Annotated in this window: 10 protein-coding genes and 1 tRNA gene; 10 read left to right on the forward strand and 1 reads right to left on the reverse strand. The window is 73.7% G+C overall.

All coding sequences use genetic code 11. The features are described 5' to 3' along the window. Window positions 1-18: 18 nt before the first annotated feature. The 9 genes from ACNJ93_RS17460 to ACNJ93_RS17500 all read left to right on the forward strand — a co-directional run bounded on the left by ACNJ93_RS17460 (window position 19) and on the right by ACNJ93_RS17500 (window position 15,337). Window positions 19-2,415 (forward strand): sodium-translocating pyrophosphatase, encoded by a 2,397-nt coding sequence (locus ACNJ93_RS17460; RefSeq protein ID WP_418958327.1) that lies wholly within the window; start codon window positions 19-21, stop codon window positions 2,413-2,415. 162 nt (window positions 2,416-2,577) lie between these two features. Next, the gene (locus ACNJ93_RS17465; RefSeq protein WP_418958328.1) at window positions 2,578-3,234 is read left to right on the forward strand and encodes a small secreted protein; all 657 of its coding nucleotides are present in this window, start codon (window positions 2,578-2,580) and stop codon (window positions 3,232-3,234) included. A gap of 152 nt (window positions 3,235-3,386) precedes the next feature. Continuing rightward, the gene (locus ACNJ93_RS17470; protein WP_418958329.1) at window positions 3,387-4,937 is read left to right on the forward strand and encodes a DUF7059 domain-containing protein; all 1,551 of its coding nucleotides are present in this window, start codon (window positions 3,387-3,389) and stop codon (window positions 4,935-4,937) included. A gap of 521 nt (window positions 4,938-5,458) precedes the next feature. Further along, a complete protein-coding gene (locus ACNJ93_RS17475) occupies window positions 5,459-5,656 on the forward strand; it encodes a hypothetical protein (RefSeq protein ID WP_418958330.1) in 198 nt (65 codons plus the stop codon). 362 nt (window positions 5,657-6,018) lie between these two features. Continuing rightward, on the forward strand, window positions 6,019-8,859 hold the full coding sequence (gene topA, locus ACNJ93_RS17480; RefSeq protein WP_418958331.1) for a type I DNA topoisomerase: 2,841 nt from the start codon (window positions 6,019-6,021) through the stop codon (window positions 8,857-8,859). A 146-nt stretch (window positions 8,860-9,005) separates the two neighbouring features. Continuing rightward, complete coding sequence (gene tmk / locus ACNJ93_RS17485; protein ID WP_418958332.1) at window positions 9,006-12,230, forward strand: dTMP kinase; 3,225 nt, start codon at window positions 9,006-9,008, stop codon at window positions 12,228-12,230. Window positions 12,231-12,369: 139 nt separating this feature from the next. Further along, entirely contained in the window at window positions 12,370-13,572 is a 1,203-nt protein-coding gene (locus ACNJ93_RS17490; RefSeq protein ID WP_418958333.1) for a DNA polymerase III subunit delta', read from the forward strand. A 67-nt stretch (window positions 13,573-13,639) separates the two neighbouring features. Beyond that, complete coding sequence (locus ACNJ93_RS17495; protein WP_418958334.1) at window positions 13,640-15,175, forward strand: alpha/beta hydrolase; 1,536 nt, start codon at window positions 13,640-13,642, stop codon at window positions 15,173-15,175. Window positions 15,176-15,260: 85 nt separating this feature from the next. Then, window positions 15,261-15,337: transfer RNA gene (locus tag ACNJ93_RS17500), tRNA-Thr, on the forward strand. A gap of 72 nt (window positions 15,338-15,409) precedes the next feature. On the opposite strand, the gene ACNJ93_RS17505 is transcribed toward ACNJ93_RS17500, so the two are convergent. Then, window positions 15,410-15,826 carry a hypothetical protein gene (locus ACNJ93_RS17505; RefSeq protein WP_418958335.1) on the reverse strand — a complete coding sequence of 139 codons (417 nt, stop codon included), beginning with the start codon at window positions 15,824-15,826 and terminating at the stop codon, window positions 15,410-15,412. 133 nt (window positions 15,827-15,959) lie between these two features. Between ACNJ93_RS17505 and ACNJ93_RS17510 the strand changes: the two genes are divergently transcribed. Beyond that, window positions 15,960-17,354 carry a PQQ-binding-like beta-propeller repeat protein gene (locus ACNJ93_RS17510; RefSeq protein WP_418958336.1) on the forward strand — a complete coding sequence of 465 codons (1,395 nt, stop codon included), beginning with the start codon at window positions 15,960-15,962 and terminating at the stop codon, window positions 17,352-17,354. Window positions 17,355-17,436 lie beyond the last annotated feature (82 nt).

Here is a 17,436-nt window from a genome sequence, read left to right on the forward strand (position 1 = left end):
GAGCGTCAAGGAGGACGAATGACGGGGCTCTTCTCTCCCTCACTGATCGACCACCACCCCCCTCTCGCCGCGGCGGTACTCACGGACGAGAACCGGATCATCGTGATCGTCATCGCGGCCGTCGCCCTGGCGGCCCTGTTCGTCGCCCAGCTGCTGGTGCGCCAGGTCCTGGCCGCCGGCGAGGGCACGGACAAGATGAAGAAGATCGCGGCCGCCGTGCAGGAAGGCGCGAACGCGTATCTGGCCCGGCAGCTGCGTACGCTCGGGATCTTCGCCGTCGTCGTGTTCTTCCTGTTGATGCTGTTGCCGGCCGACAACTGGTCGCAGCGGCTCGGCCGCTCGCTGTTCTTCCTGGTGGGCGCGCTTTTCTCGGCGGCCACCGGATACATCGGCATGCGGCTCGCCGTACGGGCGAATGTGCGGGTGGCCGCCGCCGCCCGCGAGGCGACTCCGGCGGAGGACGGACCGGAAAAGGATCTGACGGCCGTCGCCCACAAGGCGATGAAGATCGCTTTCCGCACCGGCGGTGTCGTCGGCATGTTCACCGTCGGCCTCGGCCTGCTCGGCGCCTCCTGCGTCGTCCTGGTCTACGCCGCCGACGCACCCAAGGTCCTGGAGGGCTTCGGCCTCGGAGCCGCGCTGATCGCGATGTTCATGCGCGTCGGCGGCGGCATCTTCACCAAGGCCGCCGACGTCGGCGCCGACCTGGTCGGCAAGGTCGAGCAGGGCATCCCCGAGGACGACCCGCGCAACGCCGCCACCATCGCGGACAACGTGGGCGACAACGTCGGCGACTGCGCCGGCATGGCCGCCGACCTCTTCGAGTCGTACGCCGTGACGCTCGTCGCGGCGCTCATCCTCGGCAAGGCAGCCTTCGGCGATCTGGGGCTCGCGTTCCCGCTGATCGTCCCGGCGATCGGCGTGGTCACCGCGATGATCGGCATCTTCGCGGTCGCCCCGCGGCGCGCCGACCGCAGCGGCATGTCCGCGATCAACCGCGGCTTCTTCATCTCCGCGGTGATCTCGCTCGTCCTCGTCGCCGCGGCGGTCTTCGCCTACCTGCCGTCCTCGTACGCGGACCTCGACGGCGTCACCGACCGGAGCGTCCTCGCGCACGACGGCGACCCGCGGATCCTCGCCCTGGTCGCCGTCGCCATCGGCATCGTCCTCGCCGCCCTGATCCAGCAGCTCACCGGCTACTTCACCGAGACCAGCCGGCGCCCCGTCCGGGACATCGGCAAGTCCTCGCTCACCGGCCCCGCCACCGTCGTCCTCGCCGGCATCTCCATCGGCCTGGAGTCCGCCGTCTACACCGCGCTGCTCATCGGCCTGGCCGTCTACGGCGCGTTCCTGCTCGGCGGCGTGTCGATCATGCTGGCGCTGTTCGCGGTGGCGCTGGCCGGCACCGGCCTGCTCACCACGGTCGGCGTCATCGTCGCCATGGACACCTTCGGCCCGGTCTCCGACAACGCCCAGGGCATCGCCGAGATGTCCGGGGACGTCGAGGGCGCCGGGGCGCAGGTCCTCACCGACCTCGACGCCGTCGGCAACACCACCAAGGCCATCACCAAGGGCATCGCCATCGCCACCGCCGTCCTGGCGGCGGCGGCGCTCTTCGGCTCGTACCGGGACGCGATCGCCTCGGCGGTCGCGGACGTCGGCGCGAGGGCCTCCGGAATGAACCTGTCGATGGACATCTCCCAGCCCAACAACCTCGTCGGCCTGGTCCTCGGCGCGGCGGTGGTGTTCCTCTTCTCCGGCCTGGCGATCAACGCGGTCTCGCGGTCGGCCGGCGCCGTGGTCTTCGAGGTGCGCCGCCAGTTCCGCGAGCACCCCGGGATCATGGACTACAGCGAGAAGCCCGAGTACGGCCGCGTCGTCGACATCTGCACCAAGGACGCGCTGCGCGAACTCGCCACCCCGGGCCTGCTCGCCGTGATGGCCCCGATCGCGGTCGGCTTCACGCTGGGCGTCGGCGCCCTCGGCTCGTACCTCGCGGGCGCGATCGGCACCGGCACGCTGATGGCCGTCTTCCTCGCCAACTCCGGCGGCGCGTGGGACAACGCGAAGAAGCTGGTCGAGGACGGTCACCACGGCGGCAAGGGCAGCGACGCCCACGCCGCGACGGTGATCGGCGACACGGTCGGCGACCCGTTCAAGGACACGGCGGGCCCGGCCATCAACCCGCTGCTCAAGGTCATGAACCTGGTCGCGCTGCTGATCGCGCCCGCCGTGGTGCAGTTCAGCTACGGCGACGACGCGAGCCCGGCACTGCGGGCGACGATCGCCGTGCTCGCGGGGCTCGTCATCGTCGCCGCGGTGTACGTCTCCAAGCGCCGCACGGTGGCCATGGGTGACGAGGACAACACCGCCGAACGCGGCTCCGGCGCGGCCGATCCCGCGGTGGTGTCGTAACACCTGGTCAGACAGTGGGCGGGCGACGCGTTCTGACGTGTCGTCCGCCCCCTCGCGCCTGGTGCAAATGGCTGCAATGAGGGAGAGACCGGTCCCACGAAAGGTGGATGTCCCCCGATCGGCGTGTATGTTCCGGGCCGAGAGCCTTGGAAGGGACCGATCGTGAACAAGAAGCTTGCGGCCGCGCTGTCCGGTGGTGCGGTACTGATGCTGGCGCTGTCGGGCTGCAGCGACGACGGCGACGCGGACAAGGTGAACGCCTGGGCCAAGACGGTGTGCGACCAGGCCAAGCCCCAGTTGCAGAAGCGCGCCAACGCCCAGCAGGTCATCATCTCGACCGCGGCGGACGGCAAGCCCGCCGACATCCAGGCCGCCGACTCGAAGGCCTTCCAGGACATCGCCGACGCCGACCGCGCGCTGGCCAAGGCCGTTCAGGGCGCCGGCGCACCGCCGGTCGAGAACGGCGACAAGCTCCAGCAGGAAGCGGTGAAGGAACTCAACGCCACCGCCCTCGCGTACGAGAACCTGAAGAAGCAGGTCGACGCGCTCGACCCGAACAACCAGCAGAAGTTCGCGGACGGGCTGCAGGGCGTCGCCGACGGTCTGAAGAAGATCGAGAAGATGGACCAGGACGCGCTGGCCAAGCTGCAGTCCGGCGAACTCGGCACCGCCATGGCCAAGCAGCCGGGCTGCCAGAAGGTGACGCCGTCGGCCGCGCCCCAGCCGTCCGGCTCCCCGAGCGCCAAGCCCGGCGCGCCGGCGTCCTCGAAGCCCTCCGCGTCCGCGTCGGCCTCGGCGTCGGCGAAGCCGAAGTCCTGAGCGGAAGTCACAGCCGAAGGCGTACGCCCACGCCGCAAGTCGAAGGCGTACGCCCGAGCCGTAGGCCGAAGCCGTACGCCGTAGGTCGTGCGTCGCCGCCACCGGCGGTCCCGCCTGGCGGGATTGTCGGTGGCGGCGGTCACAATGGGGTGGTGAGTACGACCAGCCAGACCCCCGGTCAGATCCCCGGCCTCCCCGCGCCCGAGCGGGCCGGCCGCCTCCGTGACGCGCTCCTCGCCGCCGACTTCACCGCCGACGGCCTGCTCGAGCTGCTCGGCGCCCCCGCCTACGCCGCGCTGGCCCGCAGCGAGACCGTGCCCGCGCTGCGCGCCACTCGCGGCGACAGCCCGCTGGAGAGCCTCGTCCGGCTCTTCCTGCTGCAGCGTTCCGTCCCCGTCGAACGGGCCTCCGCCGCGCTGCCGCTGGAGGAGGCCCTCGCCGACGGCTGGCTGGTCCGGGCCCCCGGCGCGGCCGGCGAGGAGGTCGCCGCGGCCGTGGACGTACGGCCGTACGGCGGGCCCGAGGGGCAGGACTGGTTCATCGTCTCCGACCTCGGCTGCGCGGTCGGCGGAGCCGGCGGCATCGGGAAGAAGGACGAAGGGGTCGTGCTCGGCGTCGGCGGGGCCTCCACCACGCTCGCCGGCATCACGGTCCGTACGCCGGTGGCCTCGGCGCTCGACATCGGCACGGGCTCCGGCATCCAGGCGCTGCACGCCTCCCAGCACGCCACCCGGCTCACCGCCACCGACCTCAACCCGCGGGCCCTCGGCTTCACCCGGCTGACCCTCGCGCTCTCCGGGGCGCACGAGGCGAGACTCCTGGAGGGCTCGCTGTTCGAGCCGGTCGACGGCGAGACCTTCGACCTGATCGTCTCCAACCCGCCGTTCGTCATCTCCCCCGGCGCCCGTCTGACCTACCGCGACGGCGGCATGGGCGGCGACGACCTGTGCCGCACGCTGGTCCAGCAGGCCGGCGCCCGGCTGAACGACGGCGGTTACGCGCAGTTCCTCGCCAACTGGCAGCACGTCGAGGGCGAGCCGTGGCAGGACCGGCTGCGGTCCTGGGTGCCGCGCGGCTGCGACGCCTGGATCGTGCAGCGCGAGGTGCAGGACATCACCCAGTACGCGGAGCTGTGGCTGCGGGACAGCGGCGACCACCGCGAGGACCCCGAGGCGTACGCCCGGCGGTACGAGGGCTGGCTGGAGGAGTTCGAGGCCCGCAGCACGAAGGCGGTCGGCTTCGGCTGGATCACGCTGCGCAGATCGGCGGCGGTCGAGGCCGGCGAGGTCGAGCCGTCGATCGTGATCGAGGAGTGGCCGCATCCGGTCGAGCAGCCGCTCGGGGACGCGGTGCGGGCCCACTTCGACCGCCAGGACTACCTGCGCACCCGTGACGACGCGGCGCTGCTCGCCGACGCGTTCCGGCTGGTGCCCGAGGTCGTGCAGGAGCAGGTCGGACTGCCCGGCGCCGAGGACCCGGAGCACGTGGTGCTGCGGCAGAACCGCGGGATGCGGCGGGCCACCCGGGTCGACCACGTCGGGGCCGGGTTCGCGGGGGTGTGCGACGGCACGCTCAGCGCGGGCCGGATCCTCGACGCGATCGGGCAGCTGACCGGCGAGGACCCGGTGATGCTGCGGGACCGCACCCCGCAGGCGATCCGGCTGCTGGTGGAGGAGGGCTTCCTGGAGCCGGCGGCGGACTGACCGCCCGTACGGGCGCGTCCGCACCGCCCGTACGGGCCGGGCGATCCCGCCGCACCGGCGCACCGGCGTCCGGCCGCACCGGCGCACCGGCGTCCGGCCGCACCGGCGCACCGGCGTCCGGCCGCACCGGCGCACCGGCGTCCGGCCGCACCGGCGCACCGGCGTCCGGCCGCACCGGCGCACCGGCGTCCGGCCGCACCGGCGCACCGGCGTCCGGCCGCACCGCCGCACCGGCCTCCGGCCGCACCGCCGCACCGGCGCCCGGCCACACCGCCGCACCGGCGTCCGGCCACACCGCCGTCGAGCCGGGCGGCCCGGTCGTTCGGTCGCCCGGTGCCCGGAAGGTTGCGTTCAGTACCGGCCATCTTCGTGAACTCGTCCGAGAAGGCCCGCGTCGTTCACCCGGAATTCGCGTCCACGACGCCCGGAGGTGCCAGCCTCGGGGCCGGGGACACCCGGCGGCCGCCACCCGCGCAGACCGCCGCGGCCGTCGGCGACGGGACACGGAACGGGGTACGGGCATGGAGAGCGGACCTGCGATCTTCGCCGGAGCGGCGTTCGCGCTGTTCGGGGCCGCGCTGCTGGTCTGGACGGGGGCGCGCCTGCTGCACCGCGCGCCGGTGGCCCACGGCGTCGGGCCGGTCGCGGCCGTGGCCTTCACCACCGTCTCCGGCGTGATCTTCCTCGCTCTCGGGGTGTGGTGCTTCAGCCGGGTCTGACGGAACGCGGCCGGAAGCGGAACAGGACCCGTGGGGTTCCGGCCCCGGAAGCGGAACCGAACCTGAACCGATCGGGCAGCGAGCCGGAACCGACCCGGAACCGTCCCGGCCCGGAACCGGACCGGCACCCCCGGCCGGGGGGTCGAACAAGATCCGCTCGATGTCACGCAGGGTCCGGGCGGCAGGAATGCCCGGAGTCGGGTTACCGTTCGAGTGGCCGTTGTGGGCTTTTGCCGTTTGACACGGGTGCGGGTTGTACCGTCACACTCCGCAGCGACAGCAGGTGCCACGCCGCGGCCACGCACGCGCCACGCACCCTGCGCCGTACGTTCACCGAGCGTCGACCCGAGAGAAGAGCGAAGTTGTCCCCGACCAGCGAGACCGCACAGGGCGGCCGCCGACTCGTCATCGTCGAGTCGCCTGCCAAGGCGAAGACGATCAAGGGTTACCTCGGCCCCGGCTATGTCGTCGAGGCGAGCGTCGGGCACATCCGTGACCTCCCCAACGGCGCCGCCGAGGTGCCGGAGAAGTACACCGGCGAGGTGCGCCGGCTCGGCGTGGACGTCGAGCACGACTTCCAGCCGATCTACGTGGTGAACGCGGACAAGAAGGCGCAGGTCAGGAAACTCAAGGAGCAGCTTGCCGAGTCGGACGAGCTCTTCCTCGCCACCGATGAGGACCGCGAGGGCGAGGCCATCGCGTGGCACCTCCTGGAGGTCCTGAAGCCCAAGGTCCCCGTCCACCGGATGGTCTTCCACGAGATCACCAAGGACGCGATCCAGGACGCCGTGCGCAACCCGCGCGAGCTGAACAAGCGCATGGTCGACGCGCAGGAGACCCGCCGCATCCTCGACCGCCTCTACGGCTACGAGGTCTCGCCGGTCCTGTGGAAGAAGGTCATGCCCCGGCTGTCCGCCGGCCGCGTGCAGTCCGTCGCGACCCGCCTCGTCGTCGAGCGCGAGCGCGAGCGCATCGCCTTCCGCTCCGCCGAGTACTGGGACCTCACCGGCACCTTCTCCACCGGCCGCGCAGGCGACCCCTCCGACCCGTCGTCGCTGGTCGCGCGGCTGAACACGGTCGACGGCAAGCGCGTCGCGCAGGGCCGCGACTTCGGCGCGGACGGGCAGCTCAAGAGCCCCGGCCAGGTGCTGCACCTCGACGAGGCGAACGCCCGCGCGCTGGCGGCGGGACTCGCCGACTCCGCGTTCGCGGTGCGCTCGGTCGAGTCCAAGCCGTACCGCCGCTCGCCGTACGCCCCGTTCCGTACCACCACGCTCCAGCAGGAGGCCTCGCGCAAGCTGGGCTTCGGCGCGAAGGCGACCATGCAGGTGGCGCAGAAGCTGTACGAGAACGGCTTCATCACCTACATGCGTACCGACTCCACGACGCTCTCGGACACCGCCGTCGCGGCGGCCCGGGCGCAGGTCACGCAGCTGTACGGCGCCGACTACCTGCCGGACAAGCCGCGCCTGTACGCCGGCAAGGTCAAGAACGCGCAGGAGGCGCACGAGGCGATCCGCCCCTCGGGCGACCGTTTCCGCACCCCCGCCGAGACCGGTCTGACCGGCGACCAGTTCCGGCTCTACGAGCTGATCTGGAAGCGGACCGTCGCCTCCCAGATGAAGGACGCGACCGGCAACTCCGTCACCGTGAAGATCGGCGGCGTCTCCGCCGACGGCCGGGACGTCGAGTTCTCCGCGTCCGGCAAGACGATCACCTTCCACGGCTTCATGAAGGCCTATGTGGAGGGCGCCGACGACCCCAACGCCGAGCTCGACGACCGCGAGCGTCGGCTGCCGCAGGTCGCCGAGGGCGACGCGCTGCGCGCCGAGGAGATCACCCCCGAGGGCCACGCCACCAAGCCGCCGGCCCGCTACACCGAGGCGACGCTGGTCAAGGAGCTGGAGGAGCGGGAGATCGGCCGCCCGTCGACGTACGCGTCGATCATCGGCACGATCCTCGACCGCGGCTACGTGTTCAAGAAGGGCACGGCGCTCGTGCCGTCCTTCCTGAGCTTCGCCGTGGTCAACCTGCTGGAGAAGCACTTCGGCCGGCTCGTCGACTACGACTTCACCGCCCGGATGGAGGACGACCTCGACCGCATCGCGCGCGGCGAGGCCCAGTCCGTGCCGTGGCTGAAGCGTTTCTACTTCGGCGAGGGCTCCGGCACCGGGGCCGCGGCCGACGCCGGCAACGGCGACGGCGACCACCTCGGCGGCCTGAAGGAGCTGGTGACCGACCTGGGCGCGATCGACGCCCGGGAGATCTCCTCGTTCCCCGTCGGCAACGGGATCGTGCTGCGCGTCGGCCGCTTCGGCCCGTACATCGAGCGCGGCGAGAAGGACGCGGAGGGCCACCAGCGCGCCGACGTGCCGAGCGACCTCGCGCCGGACGAGCTGACGGTCGAGTACGCGGAGGAGCTGCTCGCGGCGCCGAGCGGCGACTACGAGCTGGGCGCGGACCCGGTCACCGGCAACCAGATCGTCGCGAAGAACGGCCGCTACGGCCCGTACGTGACCGAGATCCTGCCCGAGGGCACGCCGAAGACCGGCAAGAACGCGGTGAAGCCGCGGACCGCCTCGCTCTTCAAGTCGATGTCCCTGGACACGGTGACGCTGGAGGACGCGCTGCGGCTGATGTCGCTGCCGCGCGTCGTCGGCACGGACGCCGAGGGCGTGGAGATCACCGCGCAGAACGGCCGCTACGGCCCGTACCTGAAGAAGGGCACCGACTCCCGGTCGCTGACCAGCGAGGACCAGCTCTTCACGATCACGCTGGAAGAGGCGCTGGCGATCTACGCCCAGCCCAAGCAGCGCGGCCGGGCGGCGGCCAAGCCGCCGCTGAAGGAGCTGGGCACCGACCCGGTCAGCGAGCGTCCCGTCGTGGTCAAGGACGGCCGGTTCGGCCCGTACGTGACGGACGGCGAGACGAACGCCACCCTGCGGACCGGCGACTCGGTGGAGGACATCACGCCGGAGCGCGGCTACGAGCTGCTCGCCGAGAAGCGGGCCAAGGGGCCGGCGAAGAAGACGGCCAAGAAGGCGCCGGCGAAGAAGACCGCCGCCAAGAAGACGGCCGCGAAGAAGACGACGGCTGCCAAGAAGACCGCGGCGAAGAAGACCACGACCGCGAAGAAGACGACGACGGCGAAGAAGACGACCGCCAAGAAGACGGCGGCGGCGCAGGCGTCGGCGGACGAGTAGGCGTGACCGGAGGGTCCGGAGGCCGCGGTCGGCCTCCGGACCTTTCGCACACCCCGCCACGGGCCACGCCCCGGTCGTCCCGGCGGGCCAGGCAAATGTTCGGGTGGGGAGCCCGGGGAGCTGGGCGCTCCGGATAGGCTGGGCGGATGACGCGAGCCGAGCAGCCAGACTTCGACGCCGCACTCGTCGCGGACTCCCGAGAGCGCGCCGTACGGGCGCTGTTGCGCCATCAGCCGCTGCGCCGGCTGTGGAGCGCGCAGCTCGTCGGCGGCACGGCCGACGCCCTCGCGCTGCTCGTCACCGTCCTTCTCGTCCTGCAGGCCACCGCCACCGAGGACGCCTTCGGCGGCGGGTACCGCGGGCTCGCCTTCGGCGTCGCCGCCGTGCTCGGGGCGCGGCTGGCGGCGACCGTGCTGTTCGGCGCCGTGCTCCTCGGCCCGCTCACCGCGCTGACCCGGACCGGCGGCCCGCTCGACCGGCGCTGGACCATGATCGTCGCGGACGGGCTGCGGCTCGCGCTGCTCGTCGTCGCGCCGCTGTGGATCGACTGGGTGCCGGGGCGGGCCGTCTGGTTCCTGCTCGGCACCGTCTTCGTGCTCGGCCTCGCCGAGCGGCTCTGGACGATCGCCAAGGAGAGCGTCGCGCCCGCGCTGCTGCCCGCGCCGCCGCTGGAGGGCGCGGCCGTGCGGCCGCTGCCGGACCATCTCGACGCGCTGCGCCGGCTCTCGCTGCGGACGAGCTTCCTCGTCGTCCCGGCCGCGGCGGCGGCCCTGCTCGTCGCCACCCTGATCGGCAACCTGCTCGCCACCGCGGTCGACTGGTTCGCCCAGCACCAGGCCGCGCTGGGCTCGTACGTCGCGGCCGGGCTGTTCTCCGCCTCGCTGTCCGTCCTGTACTTCGTCGAACTGCCCGACGCGCAGACGCCGCGCCCCCGCTCCCCGCTGGAGGGCCTGCGCCGCCCGACCACCGGCGACGGCCCCGACAAGGGCCGCACCGGCGCGGTGCCGCTGCTCGTGCTCGCCTGCGCCACCGTCGCCGGAGCGATCGCCTCCGCCGCGGCCGTCGCCGCGCTGCACGCCTTCGACCTCGACGGCGGCCCCGTCACGTACGCGCTGCTGATCCTCGCGCTGACCGGCGCGGTCGGCGTCGGCATCCGCACCGCGCCGTCCGTCCTCAGGGTGCTGTCGCGCCGCCGGCTGCTGGCCCTCGCCATCGCGCTGACCGGCGTCGCGCTGCTCGCGATGGGGCTGGTGCCCGACACCGCGACCGTCCTCGGGATCGCCGCGCTCGCCGGGTTCGCCGCGGGCGTCGCCGCCAATACCGGGCACACCCTGATCGACCAGGAGACCGAGGAGTTCCGCCGGGCCCGGGTCACCGAGCACCTGCAGGCCGTCGTCCGCGTCGCCATCGCGCTCGGCGCGGTCGCCGCGCCGCTGCTCGCGGCCGCGATCGGCCCGCACCGCCTGGCCTCCGGCGACTTCGTCTTCGCGCACGGCGGGGCGGCCTTCACGCTGATGCTGGTCGGCGCGCTGCTGCTGCCCGTCGCCGTGATCGTCCTCGCCAAGACCGACGACCGCGCCGGCGTCCCGCTCCGCCGCGACCTGCGCGACGCGGTGCGCGGCGCCGACCCGGTCCAGGCTCCGGCGGCCACCGGCTTCTTCATCGCCCTGGAGGGCGGCGACGGCGCCGGCAAGTCCACGCAGGTCGAGGCGCTCGCGGACTGGATCCGCGCCAAGGGCCACGAGGTCGTCGTCACCCGCGAGCCGGGCGCGACCCCGATCGGCAAGCGGCTGCGCTCGATCCTGCTCGACGTGTCGAGCGCCGGGCTGTCCCACCGCGCCGAGGCGCTGCTGTACGCCGCCGACCGCGCCGAGCACGTCGACTCGCTGGTCAAGCCGGCCCTGGAGCGCGGCGCGATCGTGATCTCCGACCGGTACATCGACTCGTCCGTGGCCTACCAGGGCGCCGGCCGCGACCTGTCCCCGACCGAGGTCGCGCGGATCAACCGCTGGGCCACCGGCGGTCTCGTCCCGCACCTCACCGTGCTGCTCGACGTCTCCCCGGAGACCGCGCGGGAACGGTTCACCGAGGCCCCGGACCGGCTGGAGTCCGAGCCGCCCGAGTTCCACGCCCGGGTGCGGGCCGGGTTCCTGGCCCTCGCGGCCGCCGACCCCGCCCGGTACCTCGTCGTCGACGCCGGCCAGGACCCGGAGTCCGTGACCACCGTCGTCCGGCACCGGCTCGACCAGATGCTGCCGCTGTCCGAGGCCGAGGTGAAGGCCCAGGAGGAGGCGCGGCGCAAGGCCGAGGAGGAGGCCCGCCGGAAGGCCGAGGAGGAGGCCGCGCGCAAGGCGGAGGAGGAGCGCCTGGAGCGTGAGCGCCAGGAGCAGCTCGCCAAGCTGCGCGCCGAGGAGGAGGCCCGCCGCCAGGCCGAGGAGGAAGAGGCCCGCCGTCGCGAGGCCGAGCGCCAGGCGGAGGAGGCCCGTCTGCGGGCCGAGGAGGCGCGGAAGGCCGCCGAGGAGGAGCGCCGGCGGCGCGAGGCCGAGGAGAAGGCGCACCGGGAGGAGCAGGAGCGGCTGCGCAAGCAGGCCGAGGAGGAGGCCCGGCTGCGGGCCGAGGCCGAGGCGCGCCGGCTGGAGAAGCAGCGGAAGGCCGAGGAGGCGCTGCGCCGCGCCGAGGAGGCCCGCAGGGCCGCGGAGGCGGAGGCGGCGGCGAAGGCCGCGGCTGAGGCGAAGGCGGCAGCAGAGGCCCGTGCTGCTGCGGAGGCGAAGGCGGCGGCCGAAGCGAAGGCGGCCGCTGAGGCTCGTGCGGTGGCCGAGGCCGAGGAGCGGGCGCGCGCCGTGGAGGCCGCGCGCAAGGCCGCCGCGGAGGCGGAGGCGGCCGCGACCGTGTCCCCCAACGAGGTGACCGTCCCGACGCCGGTCGTCTCCCCGAACGAGATCACCGTGCCGACGCCGGTCGTCCAGCCGGACGACGTGACGCAGACCGTCCCGACGCCGGTGGTGCGGCCGGAGGAGGAGACCACGGTCCTGCCGCAGGTCCCCGCGGCCGACGAGACGGCCGTGCTGCCGCCGGTGCGCGACCCGCGCGCCGCCGACGAGACCGCGGTGCTGCCGCCCGTACGCGACGACGCCCCGGCCGACCGGGTGCCGCCCGGCTACTTCCGCGACGAGCAGGAGCCGCGCGACCAGGCGTCGGCCGGCGCCGACGACCGGACCGCCGAGCTGCCGCAGGTGGACGAGCAGGGCCGGCCGCGGCGCCGCTCGGACTGGGCGGAGGAGACCCCGCTGGACGACCTGCCGAGCCTCGCCGACGAACTGCTCGGGCCGCACGACGACGAGGACGACGCCGGCCGGCGCCGCCGGCGCTGACCGTCCGCCCACGGCCACCGGACCGGCCGCACCCCGCGCCTGGGGTGCGGCCGGTCCGCGTCGCCGGCGCTGTCCGGCGTTGTCAGCGGGGTGCCCCACAATGGAGGGCGTACCTGAGGCCTGAGGAGGCGGGGCGGACATGGCCGTGTGGGACGACCTGGTCGGACAGGAGCGGTTGGAGGAGCAGCTGGCCGCGGCCGCGCGCGACGCCGACGCGCTCGTGACCGCCCAGGCCGCCGGCGAGCCCGGTCCCGACGCGTCCAAGATGACGCACGCCTGGCTGTTCACCGGCCCGCCCGGCTCGGGCCGGGCGACGGCCGCGCGGGCGTTCGCCGCGGCGCTGCAGTGCGTCAGCCCCGACCGGGCGCTCGGCGGGGCGCCGGGCTGCGGGTTCTGCGACGGTTGCCACACCGCGCTGGTCGGCACGCACGCCGACGTGGAGGTCGTCCGGACCGACCTGCTCTCGATCGGCGTGAAGGAGACCCGCGAGCTCGTCCGCCGGGCCCAGCTCTCCCCGGCCGGCGGCCGCTGGCAGGTCATTGTCCTGGAGGACGCGGACCGGCTCACCGAGGGCGCGGGCAACGTGCTCCTGAAGGCCGTCGAGGAGCCCGCGCCGCGCACGGTCTGGCTGCTGTGCGCGCCGTCCCTGGAGGACGTGCTCCCGACGATCCGTTCGCGCTGCCGGCACGTCTCGCTCCGTACGCCGCCGGTGTCGGCCGTCGCCGACGTGCTCGTACGGCGCGACGGCATCGAGCCCGAGGCGGCGCACGCGGCGGCCCGCGCCACCCAGGGCCACATCGACCGGGCGCGCCGGCTCGCCACCGACGAGCGGGCCCGGGCCCGTCGCGCGACGGTCCTGAAGCTGCCGCTGCGGGTCGCGGACGTGGGCGGCGGGCTGCGCGCCGCGCAGGAGCTGATCGACGCGGCGGCGGAGGACGCGGCGCAGGTCGCGGAGGAGATCGACGTCAAGGAGACCGAGGAGCTGAAGGCGGCGCTCGGCGCGGCCCAGGGCGGCCGGATGCCGCGCGGGACGGCGGGCGTGATGAAGGAGCTGGAGGAGAAGCAGAAGCGGCGAAGAACGCGGACGCAGCGCGACAGCCTCGACCTCGCCCTCACCGACCTCACCGGCTTCTACCGCGACGTGCTCGCGCTCCAGCTCGGCGCCCGTACGCCCCTCGCCAACGAGGACGTACGGGACGCGCTGGACCGGATCGCCCGCGAGACCACCCCCGAGCGGACCCTGCGCCGCATCGAGGCGGTCCTGGCCTGTCGCGAGGCGCTGGACAGCAACGTCGCGCCGCTGCTCGCCGTCGAGGCGATGGCGATGGAGCTGCGCGGCTGAGCGGTGCGGGAGGTACCGGAGGTACCGGATTGGACACGTTGCGTACCGGCCCCGATACGCTCCGGACATGATGTCCAGCCGCCTGCTCCGCACCTCCGCCCTCGCCCTGGCCGTGGCCGGGCTCCTCGCCTCGGGCTGCTCGGCCGGCGGTGACGGGGCCGCGCCGAGGGCCGGCGCGCCCTCGCTCTCAGGTACGGCGGGTCTGGAGCGCTACTACGCGCAGAAGCTGAGCTGGCGGGACTGCGGTGTGCCGGAGTTCCAGTGCGCGACGCTGCGGGCGCCCCTGGACTACGCGAAGCCGGGCGGCGGCGACGTGAAGCTGGCGGTCTCCCGGGTGCGGGCGACCGGCCCGGGGAAGCGGCTCGGTTCGCTGCTGGTCAATCCGGGCGGGCCCGGCGGCTCCGCCGTCGGCTACCTCCAGGGGTACGCGGGCATCGGCTACCCGGCTCCGGTGCGGGCGCGGTACGACATCGTGGCCGTCGACCCGCGGGGCGTGGCGCGCAGCGAGCCGGTGGAGTGCCTGACCGGGCCGCAGATGGACGCGTACACGCAGGTCGACACGACGCCGGACGACGCCGGGGAGACGTCGGCCCTCGCCGCCTCGTTCCGGACCTTCGCGGACGGGTGCGCGAAACGGGCCGGGAAGGTGCTGCCGCACGTCTCGACGGTGGAGGCGGCGCGGGACATGGACATCCTGCGCGCGGTGCTCGGCGACGAGCGGCTCACGTACGTGGGGGCCTCGTACGGGACGTTCCTCGGCGCGACGTACGCCGAGCTGTTCCCGAAGCGGACGGGGCGGCTGGTCCTGGACGGGGCGATGGACCCGTCGCTGCCGGCGGCCGAGCTGAACCGGGACCAGACGGCCGGTTTCGAGACGGCGTTCCAGGCGTTCGCGGCGGACTGCGTGGAGGTCGCGGACTGCCCCCTCGGCACGGGGTCGCCGCAGGCGGCCACGGCCCGGATGCGGGCCTTCTTCCGCGAGCTCGACGCGAAGCCGGTGCCGACGGGGGAGGGCCGCGAGCTGGGCGAGGCGCTGGCCACGACCGGGGTGATCGCCGCGATGTACGACGAGGCCGCCTGGCCCCAGCTGCGGGAGGCGCTCACCCGGGCCATGGACGGCGAGGGCGCGGCGCTGCTGGCACTGGCCGACAGCTACTACGAGCGCGAGGCGGACGGCACGTACTCGAACCTCATGTACGCGAACGCGGCCGTGAACTGCCTGGACCTCCCGCCCGCCTTCGCCGGTCCGGCGGAGGCGCAGAAGGCGGTGCCGTCCTTCGAGAAGGCCTCCCCGGTGTTCGGCCGGGGCCTGGCCTGGGCGGCGCTGACCTGCACGTACTGGCCCGCCCCCGCCACCGGCCGCCCCCACCGCATCACCGCCGAGGGCGCGCCCCCGCTGCTGGTCGTCGGCACCACCCGCGACCCGGCCACCCCCTACAAGTGGGCCCGCTCCCTCGCCGCCCAGCTCTCCTCCGGCGTCCTGCTCACCTACGACGGCGACGGCCACACCGCCTACGGCCGCGGCAGCGACTGCATCGACACCGCCATCAACGCCTACCTCCTGGAGGGCACACCCCCGCCGGCCGGAAAGCGCTGCTCATGAGCCGCTCCGGGGGTTGGTCGGAGCACCCCGATTAACTGTGTAGACTTGGCGAGGCTGCTGCACCCACCATGGGAACGCAGGCCGCGCCGCCTTAGCTCAGTTGGCCAGAGCAACGCACTCGTAATGCGTAGGTCTCGGGTTCGAATCCCGAAGGCGGCTCCACTGGAACCCCAGGTCAGAAGCTTCTGACCTGGGGTTTTGTGGTTCAGCGGCGGGGTGCCGGTCGCCAGGAGTTCAGCGGCGGCTCTCCAGGAGCCGGTCCAGGACGAGCGCCAGGACGCTCCCCAGCAGCACCGCGGCGACCATCATCGAGCCGACCTCCGCGCCGAGGGCGCCCCAGCCGTTGATCAGCGAGACGATCAGGGTGAAGACCGGGACGCCCAGGGTCGCCGCGAGATGGCCGGGGAGGGAGTCGCGGTGCGGGGCGCGGTGGACGCGGGCGGCGGCCAGGGCGCAGGCGGTCATCGTCAGCACGTTGGGGAGATAGACGAGGGCGAGCCGCCAGCCGAACGAGTAGAGGCGGGAGTCGAAGACGCCCTGGACGGCATAGCCCACCGCGAAGCTCAACAGCGTCAGGGTCACCAGGCCGACGGCCCACGAGCGGGTCAGCGCGAAGAACCGCTTGCGGCCCTGGATCCCCCGTGCCTGCATGTGATGTGCTGGCGTCCAGGGTTGGTTGCTGCGCGTGCCGTACATCTTGTACGTCTCCCTTCCTCGGAGCCGCACACGCTATCTCAGTCGATCGTGTGACCATCCGAAGTCGCGCGACGCGAAAGGTGAAGCAATGAACGCACGGGGGCACGGCGGACGGCAGGGGCGGCACGTCGGTCGCCGGGCAGTGCTCGGGGCCGGGGTCGTGGGCGTCGGAGCCTTCGCGGCGTGGAAGGTCTTCGGCGGGGATGAGGACGCGGGCATTCCGGCGCCGCCCGAGCGGCAGCCCGTCTGGACGTACGCGATGAACGCTGCTGCCGCCGGGGTGAGTTGGCTGAGCAGCGCGGGCGGCTCCCTCTACGTCGCCACCGCCGGCCCGCTGTCCGTGCACGCGGTGAACGCCCGGACCGGGCGCGGGCGGTGGGTGGCCGAGGTGAACGGCGGCACCCAGGGGGACGCGGTGCTCGGGCCGGTCGCCGTCGCCGGCGGAACCGTCTATGCGGCGGTCGAGGGCGGGCACGTCAGCGCCTTCTCGGACGAGGACGGCAGCCGCCGCTGGGCGAGTGCGCCGCTGGGCGGCGGTCCTCCCGCGGCGCCGGTGGTGATCGGCTCCACGGTGTGCGTGCTGACGGGGACGGAGAAGGCGGCGGACGAGGCCGGTTCCACCCGCACCCTGGTCGAGGGCGTGCTGTGCGGGCTGGACACGGCCACGGGGCGCGTCACGTGGCGGACCGAGGTGAACCGCCTGCTGCTCGGGGACCCCTCGCGCGGACAGGTGATCGCGGACACCCGGGACGGCGAACGGATCGTCGCGCTCGACGCGGGTTCGGGGGACGAGCGCTGGTCGCTGCCGAAGCAGGACAGTGTCGTGCCGGCGACGGATACGAAGCTGATGTACGCCATCGGGTCGGGGAAGGCCAACGAGCTGGCCGCGTACGACCTTTCCACCGGGGAGCGGCGCTGGAAGGCCCCCGCACCTCCGAAGGAGAGGGCGGAGGGGTCGGGCGCGCGGATCACCGTCTCCGCCGACGGGCGCACGGTGTACGCCTGCGAGGGCGGGACCGGGGCCGTGTACGCCTACGACGCCGCGACGGGCGACCGGCGCTGGCGCGCCACGGTCGATTCGCCGTCGACTCCCGAGGCCGCGTCGGGCGGGTCCGCCGTCTTCCTGGCGACGAGCGACGGTTACCGGGGCGCGCACTCCGTCGACTCCGGCTTCCAGAACCCCTTCTCGGACGGGAGGACGGAGCCCGGCGGCTACGTCAGCGCACGAGCCGCGTCGGACGGCCGGCGACTGTGGCGTACGCCGTCCGACGGCTGCACCTCGGCGCCCGCGGCGGCGGGGAGTGCGTTCGTCCTGGTGGGCCAGTCCTCGGAGGTGTGGGCCTACGACGCCCGTACGGGAGCGGCGCGCTGGCGCGCGAAGGGCGAGCCGGGTGCGGAGGGCGTCCCCCTGATCGCCGACGGCAGGGTGTACGTGCTCGCGGACGGCCGCGTCAGCGCGGTCTCGGTCGCGGCTTCGGCGTGAGGCCCAGGCAGACCTGCACGCCGGAGCGGTAAGTCTTCGTACGCAGAGGCGAATTGGGCCCGTGGGCCCATGCGTCGACCGG

The sequence above is a fragment of the Streptomyces tritici genome, from assembly GCF_048500665.1.
GTDB lineage: Bacteria > Actinomycetota > Actinomycetes > Streptomycetales > Streptomycetaceae > Streptomyces > Streptomyces tritici.

Excerpts from the sequence above, each read along its gene's own strand:
- ACNJ93_RS17460 (WP_418958327.1), top strand. The coding sequence starts at position 19 with ATGACGGGGCTCTTCTCTCCCTCACTGATCGACCACCACCCCCCTCTC.
- ACNJ93_RS17475 (WP_418958330.1), top strand. The coding sequence starts at position 5,459 with ATGGAGAGCGGACCTGCGATCTTCGCCGGAGCGGCGTTCGCGCTGTTC.
- tmk (WP_418958332.1), top strand. The coding sequence starts at position 9,006 with ATGACGCGAGCCGAGCAGCCAGACTTCGACGCCGCACTCGTCGCGGAC.
- ACNJ93_RS17490 (WP_418958333.1), top strand. The coding sequence starts at position 12,370 with ATGGCCGTGTGGGACGACCTGGTCGGACAGGAGCGGTTGGAGGAGCAG.
- ACNJ93_RS17495 (WP_418958334.1), top strand. The coding sequence starts at position 13,640 with ATGATGTCCAGCCGCCTGCTCCGCACCTCCGCCCTCGCCCTGGCCGTG.
- ACNJ93_RS17505 (WP_418958335.1), bottom strand. The coding sequence starts at position 15,826 with ATGCAGGCACGGGGGATCCAGGGCCGCAAGCGGTTCTTCGCGCTGACC.
- ACNJ93_RS17510 (WP_418958336.1), top strand. The coding sequence starts at position 15,960 with ATGAACGCACGGGGGCACGGCGGACGGCAGGGGCGGCACGTCGGTCGC.